The organism is Erythrobacter sp. SCSIO 43205 (assembly GCF_019904235.1).
Taxonomy (GTDB): Bacteria; Pseudomonadota; Alphaproteobacteria; order Sphingomonadales; family Sphingomonadaceae; genus Erythrobacter.
The window spans coordinates 223,926-243,203 of sequence record NZ_CP063202.1 but is presented as its reverse complement, the minus strand read 5'-3'; the positions used below and the strand labels follow the sequence as shown (position 1 = coordinate 243,203).

13 protein-coding genes are annotated in these 19,278 nt (G+C 59.2%); 4 read left to right on the top strand and 9 right to left on the bottom strand.

Annotated features, from left to right (window positions below; all coding sequences use genetic code 11):
* Positions 1-39 precede the first annotated feature (39 nt).
* The 8 genes from INR77_RS01180 to INR77_RS01145 form a co-directional block, all read right to left on the bottom strand.
* Entirely contained in the window at positions 40-2,796 is a 2,757-nt protein-coding gene (locus INR77_RS01180; RefSeq protein WP_223072143.1) for a CHAT domain-containing tetratricopeptide repeat protein, read from the bottom strand.
* Positions 2,768-3,370, bottom strand: a complete 603-nt coding sequence (locus INR77_RS01175) for a hypothetical protein (RefSeq protein WP_223072142.1) — start codon at positions 3,368-3,370, stop codon at positions 2,768-2,770. The genes INR77_RS01180 and INR77_RS01175 overlap by 29 nt, the downstream gene beginning before the upstream one ends.
* A 77-nt stretch (positions 3,371-3,447) precedes the next feature.
* Positions 3,448-4,773 (bottom strand): HAMP domain-containing sensor histidine kinase, encoded by a 1,326-nt coding sequence (locus INR77_RS01170; RefSeq protein ID WP_255573851.1) that lies wholly within the window; start codon positions 4,771-4,773, stop codon positions 3,448-3,450.
* 2 nt (positions 4,774-4,775) lie between these two features.
* Positions 4,776-5,468, bottom strand: a complete 693-nt coding sequence (locus INR77_RS01165; RefSeq protein ID WP_223072140.1) for a response regulator transcription factor — start codon at positions 5,466-5,468, stop codon at positions 4,776-4,778.
* Positions 5,469-5,680: 212 nt separating this feature from the next.
* Entirely contained in the window at positions 5,681-6,553 is an 873-nt protein-coding gene (locus tag INR77_RS01160; RefSeq protein WP_223072139.1) for an SH3 domain-containing protein, read from the bottom strand.
* Between the two features lie 128 nt (positions 6,554-6,681).
* Positions 6,682-11,097 (bottom strand): hypothetical protein, encoded by a 4,416-nt coding sequence (locus tag INR77_RS01155; protein WP_223072138.1) that lies wholly within the window; start codon positions 11,095-11,097, stop codon positions 6,682-6,684.
* Between the two features lie 188 nt (positions 11,098-11,285).
* Positions 11,286-12,422, bottom strand: a complete 1,137-nt coding sequence (locus INR77_RS01150) for a tetratricopeptide repeat protein (RefSeq protein ID WP_223072137.1) — start codon at positions 12,420-12,422, stop codon at positions 11,286-11,288.
* A gap of 156 nt (positions 12,423-12,578) precedes the next feature.
* Positions 12,579-13,631, bottom strand: a complete 1,053-nt coding sequence (locus tag INR77_RS01145; RefSeq protein WP_223072136.1) for a LacI family DNA-binding transcriptional regulator — start codon at positions 13,629-13,631, stop codon at positions 12,579-12,581.
* Positions 13,632-13,890: 259 nt separating this feature from the next.
* Here INR77_RS01145 and INR77_RS01140 point away from each other — a divergent pair, with 259 nt between their 5' ends.
* Both INR77_RS01140 and INR77_RS01135 read left to right on the top strand, forming a co-directional pair.
* Positions 13,891-14,928 (top strand): diacylglycerol kinase family protein, encoded by a 1,038-nt coding sequence (locus INR77_RS01140; RefSeq protein ID WP_223072135.1) that lies wholly within the window; start codon positions 13,891-13,893, stop codon positions 14,926-14,928.
* A 22-nt stretch (positions 14,929-14,950) separates the two neighbouring features.
* Positions 14,951-15,862, top strand: coding sequence for a hypothetical protein (locus INR77_RS01135; protein ID WP_223072134.1), 912 nt, complete (start codon positions 14,951-14,953; stop codon positions 15,860-15,862).
* Positions 15,863-15,871: 9 nt separating this feature from the next.
* On the opposite strand, the gene INR77_RS01130 is transcribed toward INR77_RS01135, so the two are convergent.
* The gene (locus tag INR77_RS01130) at positions 15,872-16,399 is read right to left on the bottom strand and encodes a DUF2141 domain-containing protein (RefSeq protein WP_223072133.1); all 528 of its coding nucleotides are present in this window, start codon (positions 16,397-16,399) and stop codon (positions 15,872-15,874) included.
* 286 nt (positions 16,400-16,685) lie between these two features.
* Between INR77_RS01130 and rpe the strand changes: the two genes are divergently transcribed.
* Both rpe and INR77_RS01120 read left to right on the top strand, forming a co-directional pair.
* The gene (rpe, locus tag INR77_RS01125; protein WP_223072132.1) at positions 16,686-17,348 is read left to right on the top strand and encodes a ribulose-phosphate 3-epimerase; all 663 of its coding nucleotides are present in this window, start codon (positions 16,686-16,688) and stop codon (positions 17,346-17,348) included.
* Positions 17,348-19,273 (top strand): heparinase II/III family protein, encoded by a 1,926-nt coding sequence (locus tag INR77_RS01120; RefSeq protein WP_223072131.1) that lies wholly within the window; start codon positions 17,348-17,350, stop codon positions 19,271-19,273. The genes rpe and INR77_RS01120 overlap by 1 nt, the downstream gene beginning before the upstream one ends.
* The last annotated feature ends 5 nt before the right edge of the window (positions 19,274-19,278 follow it).

Below are 19,278 nucleotides of genomic sequence, written 5' to 3'. Positions count from 1 at the left end.
GTTCCCAATCGGAAGTTGTCAGCGCGAGGTGCGGCGCGCTTATTCGATGATCACAAAAGGCGCCCAGAGCACAGGGGAGCGAGCGTCCTTCGTGGAGCCATCGTTCATCACGCTCAATTGCGCTTGGCGAAGCGCTTCGCTGCGTTCCATGCCGTTGCCAGAGGCCTTTACCGTTGCAACGCTGAGGCGCGCAGCGACATCATCGCGAACGGGCCAATGCGACAAGAGAAGTGAGCGCGCGCCTGCGAGTTGGAACGCTCTTGCAAGGCCTGAATAGGTGGGTGAGGCAACGCCTTCGCCCGCCGCCGTGTTGCACGCTGATAAAACCACCCAATCCGCTGCAAGACGCAGGCGTCCGATTTCGCTTGCGGTCAAGAGGCCATCGTTTTGCGCAGATGTGCTTGCCGCATCCGGGGTCAGCACAAGCGCCGGTTCGCTAAGGCCAGCGATTTGGCCGCTCACAAGACCATGAGTTGCAAAAGCGAGGATTTGGTAATCGGCCAATGGCGCTTGTCGCACGGCTTCTTCGGTTGCGGCATCGCCTGTTAGGACAAGCGTGCCAGCGGCATCGAATGCGGATTTTAGAGCGGTCAGCTCCTCATCGGCACCCGGAAGCGAGGGCAGCGCGCTGATGCTTTTGACATCAACCACCGTGCCACGAAGGGCAAAGCGGTTGGCAGGTGGGGCGGCAAGGCTGGGCGCGCCTATTCCGGCAAAGCTTTTGGGGGCAGTTTGCCGGGCAAGGGCCCGTCCACCAAGACCCGGCGTGATAGCAATGGCGTGGCGCTCGACCAAGAATTCAGCAGCCTCGCCCTCTTGCATATCGCTGACCAAAACCGAAGGCGGGATGACAGCCAACGGGCCGCCTGCCGGAAAGATCAGCTTATCCTTGTCGCGAACCGCATCGAACACTTCATCGGTGAAAATCAAAGCGTAGAGACGGTGCGCAGCCTCAGCGTCAAATTGATCTTCCCCGCCAAGGCTGGCATCGAGTGACGCGCGCAAGTTAGCGATCAATTCGCGCGCTTCAAAGGTGGTGGTTTGGGATTGACCCCAGGCAAACCCGTCTGCGGTGATCACCATGGTCACCACCCTGTCGGAATAGACCATTGGCAAGATGTATGCTTCACCTTCGCTTAAAAGCGCTCTCGCATCGTTTATTGAAAGAGGTTGGGGTCGCAAATATTCGGCAAAATCGGGGTAGCGCGTGTTCAATTGCGTCTCTCCGGCCTCGCGCTGTGCGCTCGCGCGGGCCAAGGCGCTCGCGCTTCCCTCTCCATTGGCCAATGCGACGCGCGCTTCGTCTTGGGCAGTGCGTGCAAGGCGCACATCGTCGAGCGCTGCTGCGAAACCTTCCGGATCGCCGGGATAGGTCAGGGCAGCTGCACTCATGGCAAGGTCGCTAATGACAGCAAGCTGAGCACTGCGCCAAGCGCGATCCTCATCACCGTTCAAAAGCGAGATCAACGTCGCATCGCGGAAAATCTCTGTCCCATCAGAAGCCACCGCGCGCCGATCCTGATCCTTGGCATAAATATCCAGCAGGGCCGTTTCGTTGACCTCAAGCACGGGCGCAAGCGTCGCGGAGGCGGTCTGCATCGCGCCAGCGCGCGCGTAGATAATAGCGGCCAAAGTCCGATATTCGCGGGCTTGCGGGACGGTGGCTTCGAGCTGCTCGAATATCGGCAGCGCTTTACCCATCAGCTCAAGCGCTTCCTCGTGCCTGCCCAGAATGCTTAGCGTGTTCGCATAGCTCATGCGCGCCTGTGCATGGAAAGTGTCGTCGTCGCTCGTGTCTGCATAAAGCGCCATCGCTTGTGCGAAATACTGATCCGCCTCTTGTGGGCGCGCATCTTCGAATAAAAGCCGGGCGATAAGGGCCTGATGATAGGCGTGCTCGGCTTTGTCGGAATAGGCTTGGTTGTCTTCGGCTCGCAAGGCGACGTTGACCGCTTGCTCAGTGCGTCCAAGGCGCGAGTTCAAAATGGCGGTGTTTTGAAAAATGCCAAGCAATTGCGGGTCGGTTGGCCCCCATTCCTTCACACCAATATCCGCAATGCGCCCGAACAGATCGGCGGCCTCTGCTGTTCGTCCGCTGTCCAAAGCGACCAGCGCATTGGCAAGAAAGACATAAAGCCATCCCAAGTGATCATCGCGCGGCAAAAGGTCGATGGCGAGAGCTTCGGTGTATTGAACCGCCTTTGCGCTTGCCGGCAAATCCTGATTGCGCAGATACGCTGCGTATTGATAGGCGAAATTGACCCGCGCAGGATCATCTGCGGCCAGATCGACAAGAGCGATGTCGAGCGCCTTTTTATGCCATTCAATCGACCTTGGAAGGTCTTTGTTCTGCATGAAATAATACCGCCCCAAATGGTGGGCGGCGAATGTGCGGGCATAGCACGGCGCGCATGACGGGCTTTCGACCATCTGTTCGAGCGCGGCGATATATTGGGTGATCAGCGCCTCATCCTTAGTGAAGGCGACGAGCCCGTGACCGATGGCTGCCATGCGGGCATCGGGATGCAGATTAAGTTCGGCGCTTTCCAGATAAAGCTCGTATGCCTCTTTATATTTCGCCTTGCCGATAAGGCCCATGATAAGGTCAGAGGTCAGCTTAGCGCGCGCTTCTTTCGACGCATCCTCATCCATCGCATCATAAGCGCTTTGCGCCGCTGGCAGAGTGCGATTGGCATCGCCATAGATGTCGAAATACTGCGCTGCGGCTGGAGCGGCGCTGGCAAGCAGTGCGCCCGCACCAATTGCCTTAATCAAAGACGAGAAAATAAACCGCACGCCCTGGCCCCGTATTGGTGAGTTCGATTGAATATCGCTGAGTGTAAAGGGGGGTGAAGCGGCAGGCGGGGGCTTTTTGACCCGGCGCATTGCAAACGCTGCGCGCGCTTTGATCGGACACGCTCAGGCTCACCGGGCCAGAGCCTTTGTGCGAAACGGCAAGCGTGCTGGGCTCACCCGATTTGAAGGTTTGCGCGCTTTTCCAGACCTCGCCGGGGGCAAGTTCCCCGCGCACATAAGCAGGGCCAAGCAAGCGGCCCCGGAAAGGGATCGCCTCGCCGCCAGTCGCAAGGCTCCATTGACTGACATAGTCGGTACTGCCCTCATCGCGCGGGGCAAGCCCGCTTATCGTAAGTGCGCTGACAAGCTGGGCGAGCCGCGTCTGTTCGCCGTTTTCATGCGCGGCCTCTGCATCGGCAAGCGCCTGCGCAAGCCGCGCGGCGCGCCATTCAGTGGTTTGTGCCGTTTGACTCTGCGATGCCGCTTCGAGCGATGGGGTCAGCGGTGCGCAACCAAGCCCAGCGAGCAATGCGCCAGCGCCGATTGCCAAGACGGATGTCTTTTTCTCCCCCATGGACGGAAGACTACGCCTGGCACCGCGAAAAGACTTGTAAAAACTCGACCGTAGTTTCAACGCACTCATAGCCAATCTCACTTCTTCAGCCGAAAACTGGAGCCAACCTCGGTGTGATCGAGGCTCAGCGTTAATCCGTGGCGCTCTGCGATGGCTCTTGCGAGAGCGAGGCCCAAACCGCTTCCATGCACATCACCATCATTGGAGCGGCCACGATAAAACCGATCAAAAATACGCTCGCGGTCAGCAGGCGCGACGCCCGGACCATTGTCCGCCACTACCAATTCAGGCCCAGACTTGAGCGTCACACTCACCGCGCCGCCTGCGGGCACATATTTAAGCGCATTGTCGAGCAGATTGGTGATGAGGCGGCTGAGCTGACGCTCTTCACCGTCAATCGTGACGCCGGGCTCCACCTCCCAGGTGAAGCTGTGCCCGGTTTCCTCTGCGCTGCCGGAATAAAGCTCGCACAGGCTGTTCACCATTTCGCTCATATCAACTGGCGCAAGACCAGCGCGTTCGCCCCTGCGGCTTTTGCTCGATGCAATGTCGAGCAGCGATTCGAGCGTTTGCACCAGCCGCTTGATCTCGCTGCGCGCCTCCATCAGCCGTTTCGCAACAGGCGGGGTGGGCGATGCTTCGAGCGCTTTCAAAAGCCGATTGTCGAGATGCGACAATGGCGTGCGCATTTCATGCGCGAGCTGTTCTGAGGTTTCTTTGTAAGCTTCGCTCAAATTGCGATGCCTTGTGATCGCGCGCGCCGAATGGCCGGTTAACTCATCAATCTCATCGCCGCCCGAAACCTGAGCCAGGTTTGTCGCCTGTGCCGGGTCGCGAAACGCCAGATTAATCTGGCCGATGCGCCGTTGCAGGCCTAGCGCTGCGATGCGGCCAAGAAGCGCGACGAGCAGCACAAACAACGTCCCACCCACGGCAAAGGCAAGCGCGATATTGCGTAAGACCGCGCGGTTGCTGTCGGTCCGCCGTGCAACCAGAAGCCGCAGGTCCGGCCCCAATTGCACCGCTCTTGCAAAGCCTTGTGATTTTGCGCCGATCGCGATTTCGCCTGTCTCTGAAACCATCGGGTCAAGCAAGGGCCAGCGGGCGATATCGCCAGCAATCACTTCACCTGCATTATTGGCGAGCAGATAGTGCGGTGTGTTTCCTTCTGACGGGGTCAGCGCAATGCGGTCATTGATCCGCTCGGCCAGTTCATCAAGCCCGCTTGTCGCGTAAATATCGACGAGGCCGGCAATATCGACGTCAACCTCTTTCGCAGCGCCATCTTCGAGTGTGGTGAGCACGGTTTGATGCGTCACGAACCAGAGCGCGAGGACGAGTACGATAGAAAGCCCGATTGCGCCTGCCACAATACGCGAAAAGATAGAGCGGCGTGCCTCCACGCTCACACGCCTTCAAGGATGCGGTAGCCAGAGCCCCAGATCGTCTCAAGTGCGGGGCTGTCGAAGCCTTCTTCAAGCTTACGGCGAAGGCGACCGATATTGACGTCGACCACATTGGTTTGCGGGTCAAAGTCGATATTCCATACATCGCGAAGCAGCATTTCACGCGTGACCGTTTCGCCTGCGTTTTCCATGAAATATCGAAACAGCTCGAACTCTTTGGGGCTTAAAGAAAGATGCTTGTTATTTCGAAAGGCGGTGCGCGCTTTCAAATGGCATTCGAACGCGCCGTAAATGATTACCGCCTGATGTTCCTGTCCCGCAGCGCGGCGATGAAGCGCGCGAAGGCGGGCCATCAATTCGTCGGGCTCATAAGGCTTGGCCATGTAATCATCGGCGCCCGCATCCAAGCCTTCGGCGCGGTCATTGCTGCGCCCTAGCGCTGAAAGCATGAGAATGGGCGTGCCAATCCCACTCTCCCGCAAGCGCTTTGTGATGGTGAGCCCGTCAATATCGCCAAGCATCCGGTCAAGGATGATAACATCGAACGCTTCCATTCCGGCCCGCAAGAGAGCCGCGCTCCCGTTTTCTTCCCACACCAAAGTGTCACCGCAAGATGCGGCAAGCTCGCTTACTGCAGCAGCGGTGCGCGGATCATCCTCAACATAGAGAATTCTAAGAGCGTGTCGTGCCATTCCCCCACCTTGGCTTGGTTCGCGCTGGGATGGACCCATCGCTGGTTGAAGAAGTGCCATCCTCGTGTCGTCCCTGCAAGCTGATGGTTGATGTTGAGGGTGAAATTCTTGGTGAGACGGGCGCTTTGTAAGGCTGGCCAAAAAGCGCCATAGCTTTGATGCCATCTGTCTTAGTCATCGCCCGTCCCCCTCGGGTCGCCTTTCAAGTGCGATCAGTTCAGCGCTTCGACCGAAACCCAGCCTTTGGTGCCGAAGTTGTCTTCGACCTCAACAAACAGACCTTCGCGTTTGCCGGTCGGGTTCAAGGTCGTGCCAGGCTCAAGCCCGCGCACCGTCTCAGCGCTGTCCATCGGCATGGCGAGCATGGAGGTTGCGACATTGACTGTTGCGACATCGCTGGCCGGGGCTGAGGCGGATGGTCGCGGCGTTGCGCGGATGGCAGCTTCTTGTGCGACAACCTGGTTGAAGGCGAGGACAAATGCCTCGACCAGCTGTTTGCCCTGACGGCTGTCGCTATAGCCTGCCTGATTGCCAATCGCGCCCCATGGCGATGCCCCGCGGAAGCTCAAAGTGCTTTTTTTGACGGTGCCAGAGCCGGTGACAACCGCAAGACCAGTGGAAGGCGAGAGCAGCTTGATGCCAGCGGCAACGCGCTTTTTCTTTCCGCCAAACATATTGAACATTCCCATGACTGCGCCAGCGCCAGGAACGCGGCTCATCACGGACGTCGCCGCGCCAGAGCGCACCAGACCTTCAACCGCGGCAGTCTTGGCGATTTCGATGGATTGATCGACCTCTTCGCTCGACCCTGCGATCACATTCATCAGGAAATCGGCTGGCTCACTGCTTGCCGGAGAATGCGGAGTGAAACAGCCCGAATCGACTGCGAGTGAATTGATGATCGGCCGAGGGGATCCGAGGCCAAATTCGGCCCAACCTTGCGTGTCGCCATCGACAATCGCGATAGTGCCAAGGCTTTCCTCACAAGTGACGAGTTCGACATCGTCCTTGGCCTGCACTGGCGCGTGTGATGCCAGAGCGGTGATGATGGCGATGGATGTCAGTTTTGCAGTCAGTCGTTTCATTACACTTCCCCTTTGCGTTTTGCGTGAGAAAGCTTGTCGCAAGCCGGAGGCGCGCGGACCACACACAGTCCTTGTCACGAGGATGACAAACACTGTTAGGTGCGTGGCCCGTGCGCCTTTTGTGGGGCCTATTGCTGCTGAGCACCACCCCAGCTGACCATGCCGCCCGTCATCGCTTCAGCTTGGACAATCGCGCTGGCACGGTCGGTAGCTGCGCTAGCGGTAGTTGCGGCAAGGGAGGGCTGCGTCGTCGGAGCCATTGCCGCTGGCGCATCGCTCGTGGCAGAGGCGGCGACATCCCAGCGGCTCCAATCCGCACCAGCGCTGGCGCTCAAAGGGGCCTGAACGCTGGAGGCGCTTGCAGCCCCTTCCTGTCCGAAGACGGCGATACCTGACGCAGCGACCACGCGTCCAATCGCACTGTCAGTCACATTCATCGCCAAAGCCGCATAGGCAGCATCATCGCCATAAAGCGTTCCGCTGACATTGATGAAGCAACTGATGGAGCAGGCGTCCCCGGTTGAAGTGACTGTACCGACAGAGTTTGTGAACGAGCCGCCAAAGGTGAAACCCGCGCTGCTCACAACAAGGTTGATATCGCTGCTTGCCGGATCAGCCGCACCGCCATTGGTCGACACCGACCAGCTGCGCCCGCCAACATCCATCGTAAGATCATATCCAACCAGGGACGTCGTGCCGAACGCGATGGCAAGATCACCAGTAAGCGTGCCGGGCGCATTGCCAGCGTTATCAGTCGCCGAAGTGCCGCCGATTAGCTCATAGGCAACCGTTCCGCCAGGAAGGCTTGTCGTCACTTCGCCCGCCATCACATGGTAGCCGCCATTGGGCCCCACATCAAAATCGAGATTGCCCAGAAGCCCGGTGGTAAGCACTGTACCATTGGTCCAGCGCGCCCAAGCGACTTCGCCAAGATCCGTGGCTTCGACAATGGTGGCATCATTGCTGGAAACGGTGCCTACGAGCGATGACATACCCGTGATCTGACCATCGACAAAGTCAACCGACCCGCCAAAGCCTGTGTTCAGCGATCCGTCGAGGAAATTGTAATAGACCAGATTATCGCGCGTGCCGGTAAAGCCGCTGCCGCCTCCCATGCCGCCGCCGCCATTGCCGCCATCGTTGAACTCACCCAGCGGGCCTAGGGCAAAGGTTCCATAGACGCGCAGCGCGGAAAGCTCTCCGATAGAATAGGCAAGGCCAATGCTCGGATTGGAACTGCCATCCCCATAGAATGCTCCGCGAAGATCGACCCGACACGTCGCGCTATCGCAGATCGAGCCTGTGCCCGAAATTTCCAGCCCTCCGGTTCCGTTGGAATTCACAAGCGCAAAGATGTTGTTGGCGCTCACTGAAAGACCGTTTTGAGCCGTAGCATCAAGCCCGCCGGGCGTTGTCACATTATAGCTCGAACCATCGGCGCTGACGGTGAAATCAAGGCCAAGTTTAGCCTCGGTTCCGTAAGCCACGACCGCTCGTGCCGCATCCAGCGTGCCTGTTGCGCCATTGGTCAATGTGGGCGTGGTGGAGCCTATCAATTCATATTCGATCAGCCCTGATGTGGGTAAAGTATCAGGATTGGTGCCCGAGAAAATATGCAGGCCTTGACTGCCAAGCGTGATGTTGGCTTCGCCATTGATCTGGCCCCCGATTGTCCCATTGCGCCAACGGCCCCAGGCAAGATTGCCGTCTGGCGTGCTTCCGGTGTCCACAAGCTCAGCATCGCCGAGTTGAGGGCTCAAAGCTTCTGCGACGAACAGGCCAATGGGTGCGCCAGTGCCTTCGTCATAAGTGACGTCGGTAAAGCGCCGATCATAAATCTCGCGACCGTTTTCCAGCGAGATGAAAGTGACGGCCTGATCGCTGAGCACGGTGTCGTTGCCGCCAGCGTTTCCACCATCGCCATCAACCGCGCCGAAGATTGCTGCACCGACGATTGCCACCGCATCAGCAGAGTTGCTTAGGTTGAAATCGCTCGCGGTGTATTGCGTGCCAAATTGCGAGGCTTGTGCATCGGGGATCTGAACCTGAAATACGATCTGTCCATCAAAACCTGCGCCGCGTGATCCGGGTGCTGCGACGTTGAAATAGCCTAGATTTCCGCTGCCTTCGCTGGGCAGGAAAATCGCTTGGCCCTCTCCCTCAACTCCGCCATCGGTTGCAAAATTATAGGTGAAGTCGGCAAATCCGATTGAGCCCTCGATTGCGAACGCGGGGCTCGTGCCGAAAATGATTGCAGCATCGGCTGCAAAGGTGCCGGGTGCTTGCGATCCGTCAATCAAGGTCGGAGAGGTCGCAGCCAGCAATTCATATTCGACCCGCCCGGTGGGATAATCGGCAGGGCCGGTAAATCCATTGGCCAAAAGGTAATGGAAGCCCTGATTGGCGGTCAGATCATAGCCGAAAAGCTCGCCCCTGCCGTTTGAGCGTTGATAGGTGCCATTGGTCCAGCGGCCGATCAGAAGGTCTTCATTACCGCTGATCTCGACCGTTTGCGCCGTTCCGCGGTCGGCATAAACGAAATTCTGCCGCGCAAAGACATATTGCTCCAGCCCGCCATTTTCATCGAGTATGGCATCGTTGACCCCCGGCCCCAGAAGGCGAATGTCTCTGACATAAGCGTCGTCAATCGGATCTCTGCCGTCATCGGCCCATGAACCTGCACCAATGATCCCGGTGCCTTGTGGGGTAAACCCGCCAGTGTAAACCAGCGTAGGATTATTGCCTCCACCCGGATTACCACCGCCGTTTCCGCCCCCCGTATTTCCGCCACCTGTACTCCCGCCTGCACCGGGCAGGCCGTCGAAAAGATCAGGATCGTTCCCGGCAAGCAGGAAGTTGAAATACTCGACAAAGAAATCGTTGAGATCGCCAAATCCTGCAAGTCCCCCTTGCGCCGCTGTAAGCGCGGCGAGATAGGCTTGGATGGTGGCCTGATCGAGCTCGGTGTATTCACTGGGCAATCCGCCCGCTTCCAAGAAGGCGAAATAGGCGTTCAGAGCATCGACATAGTCGAGATAAACCGGAAGCCCGGCAAAGCCATCAACACTACCGCCATCGCGCAAGAAGGCGAGGTAATCGGCGAAAAACTGAGCTTGTTCGGCCGGCAGGCGGTCGAGCAGCCCTGTATTGCTGAGCGTCTCAAGATAAGCGCGCAGCGTCGTTTCATCGAGCGCACTAAAATCGCTTGGCAATTGGCCGCTCGCAATAAAGGCAAAATATTCAGACAAGGCCTGCTGGAAAACGGCCGCGAAGTCAGCGCCGCCATTGGCGATAAAGGCGCTGATGAATGCCTGATCGCTTGCGCTCAATGAGGCGAGCAGCCCGCTTTGTTGAAGGAAGGCAATCGCATCGGCAAGCGCCTCCTGGCTTGCGCCGGTAAATTCGGTCGGCACTCCGCCAGCGCGCAGGAAATCCAGATAGTTTTGCGTCAGCTCTGCCAGCGAAGATGCGAAACCATCGCGGTCCTGCCCGCTTGAAAGGAAGCGCAAATAGGCATCGACAAGCGCCTGATCCTGCGCCGCCAGACCGGCGAGCGCGCCATTGCGTTGGAGAAAGGCGAGATAAGCGTCGATGTCGGCTGCATTGGCAGTGCCGCTTGCAAAACCGCTTGGCACGCCGCCTGCGCGGATCAGCTCAAGATATTGGAGCGCAAATGCGCTATAGGCGGTGAGGAAATCAGCGCCAGACGCGCCGCTTGCCAGAAACCCGAGATAGCTGCGGATTATGTCGGCTTGCGCCGCCTCAAACGGCGTGCCGCCATAAACGTCTTCGAGCTGCGCGGCTGCTGCAATAAGCGTTGCGAAATCGCCGCTTGGGAAGCGTTCGATCGTCGGGTTTTCGATGGCAAGTTCAACGCGGCGGCCTGCTGCAACAATGTCGCTTGACGCGCCCACCCCTGCAAGCCCGTCGCCCAGCGTCACCGGGATACCGTTGAGAGCCGCGTTCACTGGCCCTGCATCGCCGCTGATGGTGGCGACTTCAACCGGCTCTTTTGTCGCGCCGGGCTGTCTTTGGGGAGCGTTGGCAATGGTGCGTTTTGGCGCGTCGCCTACCTTCGCGCCCCACATATCGCCCGATCTATAGGTCTTGGAGCGCCCATTTTCCGGGCGCACACGAACGGTGCCTGTCAGCGTATGGCCAGAAGCGCTGCCGTCCTCTGCAACCGAAAAGCTTGCTGAGGCATTACCGCCATAAAGCTTGGCCATAGTACCACCGGGCAAACGGACCTCTGCCGAGGACCGCGCTCCGCCAGCAACGGTGATCGAACCTTTGTGAAGGTCAATCGAGCCGTCTTCATTGAGTGTATATTGCGTCCCTTGAGTGATCGAAACGGTCGCACCGGACTTCAGCTTGATCTGCGTCAGGCCAGCGGTTTGCGTGGTTCGCTGTCCGGCCTGGACCTGCATTGCTGACGTGCTGAAAAGGACATCATTGGCGCTTGCCGGAACGCTAAGCGCAAGCGCGGATGCACTGATAAGAAGGACGCGCGAGGTGGCTTTCGAAGTTGTTGAAATGGCGGTCATGTCATTGCCTCCAAGGAAAAATCAAAATTCGAGACGCGCGCCGACCGAAACGGTCCAACGCTCAAAGTCGAAAAGGGGGATGTTGCTCCAATTGCGCGTGTAAGTGGCGCTGGGCTGGAGGAAGAGATTGTCGAGCACGGCGACTTTCACTCCGCCACGAACATCGAGGCGTTCATCCTCGCGCTTCGTCAGGAAGAGTGGGTCGCTTGTGTCATGGCGACGAAGATCAAACGCCGCGCCTCCGACCAATGCGATGCGTTTGGCAACGGGCACTTCTGCGCCGACATTGGCCGACAAAGCCAAAGCTTTGCGCATCGCCCCGCTTGTCTGCGGGTTTCTTCCTTGCCCCCGGAGATATTGGCGGCAAAATTTGCTCCGACAAAGCCGACGCCTGCTGCAAAACGGTCTGCATCGCGCAAGGGATCGCCATCGAAGTTGAGCCGGTTCCACTGCGCCGAAACGCTCAGCGCGCGGCCATTTGAGAGCGGTTTTGTGTATTGCGCAATCGCACCCACAGACGAGCGGAAGCCATTGTCATCAAGCCAGAACCGCTGCGCCTGCCCTGAAAGGGAGATCACGTCGCGATTGCCAAAGGTGTGGGCATAACCAGCGGTCGCGGTAACGGCGGCCTGATCAAATGCACTAGAGCTGAAATTGTCGCGCCAGCTGCCGAGTGCGGATGCAAATAGGCGGTCTTGGCGTCCGATCGCGGTGACTCCGGAGACGCCGCCAGTAAGCTCGTAATACTCATCGCTTTGCGCTTGTGCTGCGGCACCCAATTGGCCAGCGCCAAGAAAGCTGAAAAGCGGGATGACGATGGTGTCCTGCGCGGTGGCGGTGTTGATATTGTCATCATAGCCCACCCGCGCATCGAAAAAGCCGCTTACATCCGAGCCGCCGCCTGCGATCTGCTTGTCGAACTGGCGCACAAAGCCGGTGAAGCGTTGGCGCACGGGATCGGGCAGAGTGGGGTCATCCACCACGGTCGCAAACTGTTCGCGCGCGGTGTCGATATCGCCAGCAAGCGCATAGGCGCGGGCCAATTCTGCCCGGGCCGCTGCATTGTCGGGTTGAACCGCGATCACGCGTTGAAGCGCGATGATGGCATCGCCAAAGCGCCCTGCATCAATCGCAGCAATGCCAAGCTGATAGTCGAAGGCGGGATCACCGGCCCTCTCACTCGCCTGCGCTTCGAGCGCTTCGAAATTTGCGTCAGCACCGGCCTCTGGCGTTGTCTGCGCTTGCGCCACCGCAGGCGCGCATACCGCTAGCGATGCCGCACCCGCGAGAGCCATTTGGCGCGCTGCGTGGAAAAATCTGGTCATGTTGAAGACTGCCCCCATTGTCACCTTGAACTTGCCCCGCATGGGGGCTCACAGATGATGCAATGGAGCAGTGCGCGGCGCTCGTCCGCTGACAAGCATCGTTACGCAGGTGACAATGTCTGTTAGAAAGCGTTCAAGAGCGCGCGCTGCGCTGCTTCAGACGACGCGCGGAGCCTTGCCAGTGCTGGCGCGTTCGACAAAGACGCAGGCTTGCTGCAGGTTCTCCTCCCCTTCGCTCTGCTCTTTCTTGATAAGCTTTTCGCAAGCGCGTCCGAACATCGTCCCATAAGGCAAATGCAGCGCGGAAATTCCCGGCGTTGCGTCAGCGAGCGAGGGTGTCTCCTCAAGCGAGAGGATAGACAAATCATGCGGAACAGAAAGCTTCATGGTGCGCGCGACCTGCGCAAAGGCAAGCGCTGCCTCTGCGGTTTCGGTGATGATCGCGGTGGGGCGGATGGTGGGGGTTAGCCACTCGCGCGCCAAAGCTCTCGCGCTGGCCGCATCGCTCACCGGCTCGGCAACGAAATGACGCTGTGCGCGGCTGCCCGCTTCGGCAAGCCTGCGGCGATAGCCCTCGATGCGCCTTTGCGAACGCTGGCGGTCGCCCGCGCCCGGCACAAACCCGATCTGGCGATGACCCAGCGCGACGAGCCTGTCAGCGGCGGTTTGCGCGAAAGCCCCTTCGTCAAGGCCGGGCACCGTGCGCCCGAACTCCTGCCGATTGGCAAGGCAAGCGCTTGCAACACCGCGCTTTTTAAGAGCGCTGAGCAGCGGTGCGCAGTGATCAAGCGGAGGTAGGATAACAACCCCATCGGGCTGCACCGCGCCGATAATCGGCATAAGCACGCGGCCCATCTCAGCTTCCGCTTCGCTGAATTGCAGCGCGGCGCTGGGCGCGGCGATTTGTTCAAACATGATATGATAACCGTTGGCTGAACACTCATCGAGGCCAGCCATCAGCATTTCGCCCAGTGGCAGGTGGTGGGCAGCACCCCGCTCAATCAAGGCCATCAACACGTAAGAGCGCGAGCCTCCCATGCGCCTTGCGGCAAGATTGGGGACATAGCCCAATTCCTCGATCGCCTTTTCGACCTTTTCGCGCGCGCTCTCGCTTACATTCGTGGCGTGATTGATCACCCGCGAGACGGTCTGGCGTGAGACATGGGCGGCCTTCGCCACATCTTCGATAGTCACACTCTGGCTGGCCATAAAGGCCTCCTGTTCGCCTTGGCTCCTGCGGTAAGCGACTCGCACAGTGAGCGCTCACACTTGCGAAAATACAGCAGGATGGAGACGAAAACCAATTCGGGTGCCCCCTAAGGGAGGCACCGGGGGATGGGGTCAATGATTGTGCAAGGGCGTGGAGCGGCTTTGACCGCTATGTCCAAGCGGGATCAGACCTTGCGTTTCACCCACGGGCACGCGTCAGCAGTGGCTTTATCAGAGCAAGCAGCCTATATGCGAGCGTATGGTCCCGCCTATTCATCAATTTGCCGAGCTGCCGCTCGATGCAACGCCAGCGCCTAGCGCCGCTGGTGCGCCGCGCATCCGTGCGCGCGGAGAAGCGCCGCGTGTTGGTGTGATCTATAACCCGCGCAGCCATGGCAATAAGGGCGTGGATTTTGACTGCGATCAATCACCCCAAGTGCACTTTGCAAAGCCGGGCGACCGCGAGCAACTGCCTGAAGCTCTGGCTGATTTTGCGCGGCGAGGGATTGACCTTCTGGTGATCAATGGCGGCGATGGGACGGTGCGCGATGTGCTCACCAGCGGGGCCGCGATTTTTGGCGAGAACTGGCCAGCGGTTGCTGTTCTGCCTAAGGGCAAAACCAATGCACTCACCTTTGATCTGGGCGTACCGACCGGCTGGACATTGCAAGAGGCGATTGATGCGTTTGACGCTGGCACCCGTGTGCGCCGCCGCCCATTGGAAGTAACGCCGCTTGGCAAAACGCAAAAGAGCCGTCTGCTGGGCTTTATTCTGGGCGCGGGCGCCTTCACCACGGCGACTTCGGCGGGGCAAAGCGCGCATAAATTGGGCGCGTTCAATTCAATGGCGGTGGTCGTGGCAAGTGTGTTGGGGGTGTGCCAGTGGCTTTTTGCAACACGCGAAAACCCGTGGCGCAAGGGCTCAAAGATGCGGATCGGGCTTGGACGTGAGGACGCAGCGCTCGAACATTCAGGGATAGGCGATCCTGAATGGCGCCAGATCGTGCTTGCCTCAACGCTTGAACAATTGCCCGGCGGCGTCACCCCCTTTGGCAAGGTGCGCGACGGGCTCAAACTTGCGGTGACCGATCAGATTTCACGCAAATCAGCAGGGATCGTGCTTCAGATGCTTCGCGGCAAAGCGCCTGAGAATATTCGCGACAAAGGCTTCCATCAGGTCAGCACGAGCCAGTTTACCTTGCGCATCGAAGACAGCTTTATCGTTGATGGCGAGGCGTTCCCGCCCGGCGATTATCTGATCGCGCAAGGACCAGAGCTTGAATTTGTCGCGCCTTGAGGCGTCGAGGACAAAGCCCATTATGGCGAGCCAAACACCCACCCTGCACCAGCGGATCGAAGCGCGCGCTAACGCAGCGATTGACCCGGCGGTGGCGGAATTTGCGCGAAGCCTGGCTGATGATGCTGGGGCCAAAGCGGTGCTCTTTTACGGCTCCAACCTTCGTACAGGCTCGCTCGAAGGGGTGCTCGATTTCTATATCCTTCTGCCCGGTGAGCAGCGCGAGCGCATCTGGCCGCGTGTCAGCTATCAGGAGCGCGAGGCTGCTGATGGCACGCCTCTGCGCGCAAAAATCGCGACCATGGCGCTGTCGACTTTCGCCAAGGCAGCGTCGGGTGAATTGCTTGATACGACCATATGGGCGCGCTTTGTTCAGCCAAGCGCGCTTATATGGGCCGCCGATGATACCGCGCGCGGGCAAGTGATTGAGGCAATTGCTTGTGCTGCTCAGACCGCCGCGCGGCTTACGGTGGCGCTTGGCCCACCATCAGGCACAGCCGAAGAATACTGGCGCGCGCTATTTCGCGCGACCTATAAGGCAGAGTTCCGGGTTGAAAAAGCAGGCCGCGAAAATGACATTCTGAGCGTTAATGCCGAGCATTTCGATGGCCTTCTGCCTTTGGCTTTAACCGCCGCCGGGATCGCTCACACGGTTACAAACGGCCGCATCACGCCCGCTCTTACCCAAAGGGAGCGCTCCCATATCCTCAAGTGGTGGAAACGACGCGCAAAGCTTGGCAAGCCGCTGAATTTCACGCGGCTCATTAAAGCGAGCACGACCTTTGAAGGGGCGGCACGCTATGCCGCGTGGAAAGTGGAGCGGCACACCGGAATGTCGGTTGAGGTAACCCCGTTTCGCGAAAAACACCCGCTTCTTGCTGCGCCATCGGTGCTCTGGCAACTGCGCAAGCACCGACGAACGCATAAAGGCTAGCGAGAGCGATCAGGTCATATACTTCATTGTAATAGAGATGGATTTCACCCCGTCACCCACGGTGAAGCGGGTCTTGTCGATGCCCGGTTTGCCAAGGTTGAAGATATTGATCGAGGGGTTGTTCGACATCGCGCCGCCATCGGTGCGAAGGTCGGTTTTGTCGTTATTGTTGACATCATGGCGCACGGCGACCGCGTAATTGCCGCTTTTGGGAACAGGCAGGCACACCGTCATGCGACCCCGGCGAGCCGGAAGCTCAACGCGGTTCAGCCATTTGCCGGAAACCAGCCAATCAGCCTTAGTGCCGTTGTAGACCTGTGCGCGGATAGTGCCGCTTGATTCCTTGATACCATTGATCGTGACCCGCACAGCTGGCCCATTACCCGGCGCACAATTGCGCATCACATTGGGCACCGGATTGCGGTAATCACTCGCGCTGCTCGCCTGAGCAAGAGCGGGGGCGCTTGCCCCTGAAACAGCCATTGAGGCCAGCATCGCAGCCCCGCCAAGGGCGGCAATCGTTTTCAATTTCGCCATCAAATCAAACCCTTTATTGAGCGCGCGCTGCGGTGTTGGTGCAGGTCGTTTGGAATGTGTACCGCCGACATTTGCGCAAATCTATGACACTTCTATGCACATGGCGGGCTGAATTGTGCCTGAATTGAGCGTGTTGCCTTGGGTTAAGCTGGGAATAGCGCTCACAATTCCGCAGTACAAAAGAGCGGGGAAAAACCTTGCGCTCCGCCTTGCTCCCCGATTCGCGAGCAGAGTAAGGCGAGGGTTAACCTTTTGACCCACGCCCTGCCGCTGTGAAAGCGTGATCATGCCAGCACCTTTAATTTCACCCAGTATCCTTTCAGCCGATTTTGCCAATCTTGGCGAAGAGGTTCGGCGCGTGGATGAAGCTGGCGCGGATTGGATTCACATCGACGTGATGGACGGCCATTATGTGCCCAATATCACTATCGGCCCTGACGTGGTGAAGGCGCTGCGTCCACATTCGGACAAGACGTTCGATGTGCATCTGATGATTGCGCCGGTTGACCCTTACCTTGAGGCGTTTGCCGAGGCGGGGGCGGATATTATCACCGTGCACCCCGAAGCCGGACCCCATGTGCACCGCACGCTGCAAGCGATCCGTTCGCTGGGCAAAAAGCCGGGCGTTGTGCTCAATCCGGGAACCCCGGTCGAAGCGCTCGACAATCTCATGGACCTTGTCGACCTTGTGCTTGTGATGAGTGTGAACCCCGGCTTTGGCGGGCAGAGTTTCATTCATTCGCAGCTTGAGAAAGTCCGACGCATTCGCGCCATGATCGACAAAACCGGGCGTGATATTCATTTGGAAGTTGATGGCGGTGTGAACGCGGACACCGCCAAATTGTGCGTCGAGTCGGGTGCCGACGTGCTGGTCGCGGGCTCTGCCACCTTCAAAGGCGGGCCAGAGCAATATGCGGCAAATATCAAAGCGCTTAAGGGGGGTGGGTGATGGAATCGCTTTTCAGCGCGGACAAGCCGGAGGATCTGGCTCACGTTGAGGACGCTGAGGGCCGCTCTAGTGAAGATCAGGGCGCTCTTGGCCTTGGGCCGGGTGAAGAGCCGCTTCGTCAAGCGAGCGAGGATGCACCGCCGCCTTTTCCCGCCGAACCCATCGACAATTCGCGCGCTCTTGCGCTGAGCGATGTCATCGCGCCGCGCGCGCGGCCGGGCGAAGCGCTTATCCGCTTGGCCTATCGCATGGGTGTGCCGGGGCACGCACTGACCGCGCCTTTCCGCAAGAGCCCTGCCAAGAGGCTTTTGGCGACGGTTATCACGCCCATTACCGGCAACCGCGCCTCTGGCATGGCGCTGCGGGCAGGGTACTTTCAGGTGCACGGCGTCAAGCAGCCGATCGGCACATTGGATCTTGCTCCGGGTACGCGCCTTGCTCCTGGATTAGAGCGCTCTATCCACTCCTTCTCGTGGCTCAGTGATCTTTCGGCCTGTGCGCCGCGCGCTGAATGTACGGGCGTTGCAGAGCGCATCGCGACGGCCTGGCTGGACGCGCATCAGGGGCGCACGCGCCCTTCGGCCAATTGTGCTGCGTGGGATCTTGAGAATACGGGCCTCAGGCTGCTTTCGTGGCTTGTCCATGCGCCCTTGCTCCTGTCAGGTGATCTCAAATCGCGAATGCTCGATGCGATGGAGGATACAGCGCATTGGCTTGATCGAAAGGCGCTGCGTTCAGGCGCTGGTCTTGGGCAGGTGGCTGGATGGGCAGCTGTGACAGCAGCAGGGCTGCTTTTTCCTGAAGGTCGCCCGCGCAGGCTTTACGGCGAGGCAGGCCTGATCAAGGCGCTGGGCGATTTTGTCGCTGAAGACGGCGGTAATCTGGGCCGCTGTCCGCAGGCACAAATGGACGCGATCCGGGCGCTGACCGATCTTGTCTCTTGCTATGAGGCGGTGAACCGCGACGCGCCCGAAGCTTTGCTGGTGATGCGCGAGCTTCTGGTGCCACCGCTCTTGGCGCTGCGCCACGGCGACGGGGCGCTTGGCAATTGGCAGGGGCATGGCGCGATTTGTGCCGATCAAGTCTCGGCGTTGATCGTGGCAAGCGGCGTGCGCACACGCCCCCTTAACGAGCCGAAACACTGGGGCTATCAACGCGTGCGCGCCGCGCAAACCACAGTCCAGTTTGACGCAGGGCCCCCGCCCCGCGCGCGTCACACCCGCATCGGCTGTGCCTCCACCCTTGCGTTTGAAATGTCCGACGGTGCAAGCCGCGTGATCGTCAATTGCGGTGGCTCTGCGCTTGCTGGCGGGCTTGTCCCTGCGCACATCGGCAAGGGTCTGCGCGCGACCGCTGCGCATTCGACCCTTGTTCTTGATGATGCCAATTCGACCGCTGTGCTTCTCCACGGTAAGCTTGGTCGAGGCGCGGAAACCGTCGAGGTCGAGCGGCGCATTGTCGGCACAGGCACAGGCTCGCAGCGGCGTGAAGGCGTGCGCCTTGAGGCAAGCCATGATGGCTATGCCCAGCGATTTGGCCTCATCCACGAACGCCTGCTTACTATCGCCAATGACGGCAATGAGATCGCGGGCGAGGACGTGCTTGTTCCATCCACGCGCAAGGGCAAGCGCGGCAAGGTCGGCTTTGCGATCCGCTTCCACCTTGGCAAAGGGGTCGAGGCGCACCTTGCCGAGGACAGGCTTGGGGCAAGCCTGCTGTTGCCCGATGGCAAGCTGTGGCAGTTGCGCCTTCGCGGTGAAGCGCAAGGGGTTATCGGAGGCGGCGAAGAGATCAAGCTGACCCGCGATGACAGTATTTGGGTCGATGGTGAAGGACGCCCTCACGCTACCGAACAATTGGTGATAGAGGGCTTGGCCTCACGCAGCGGAGCGCACTTTTCTTGGCTCCTTAAGAAAATGGGATAGACCAA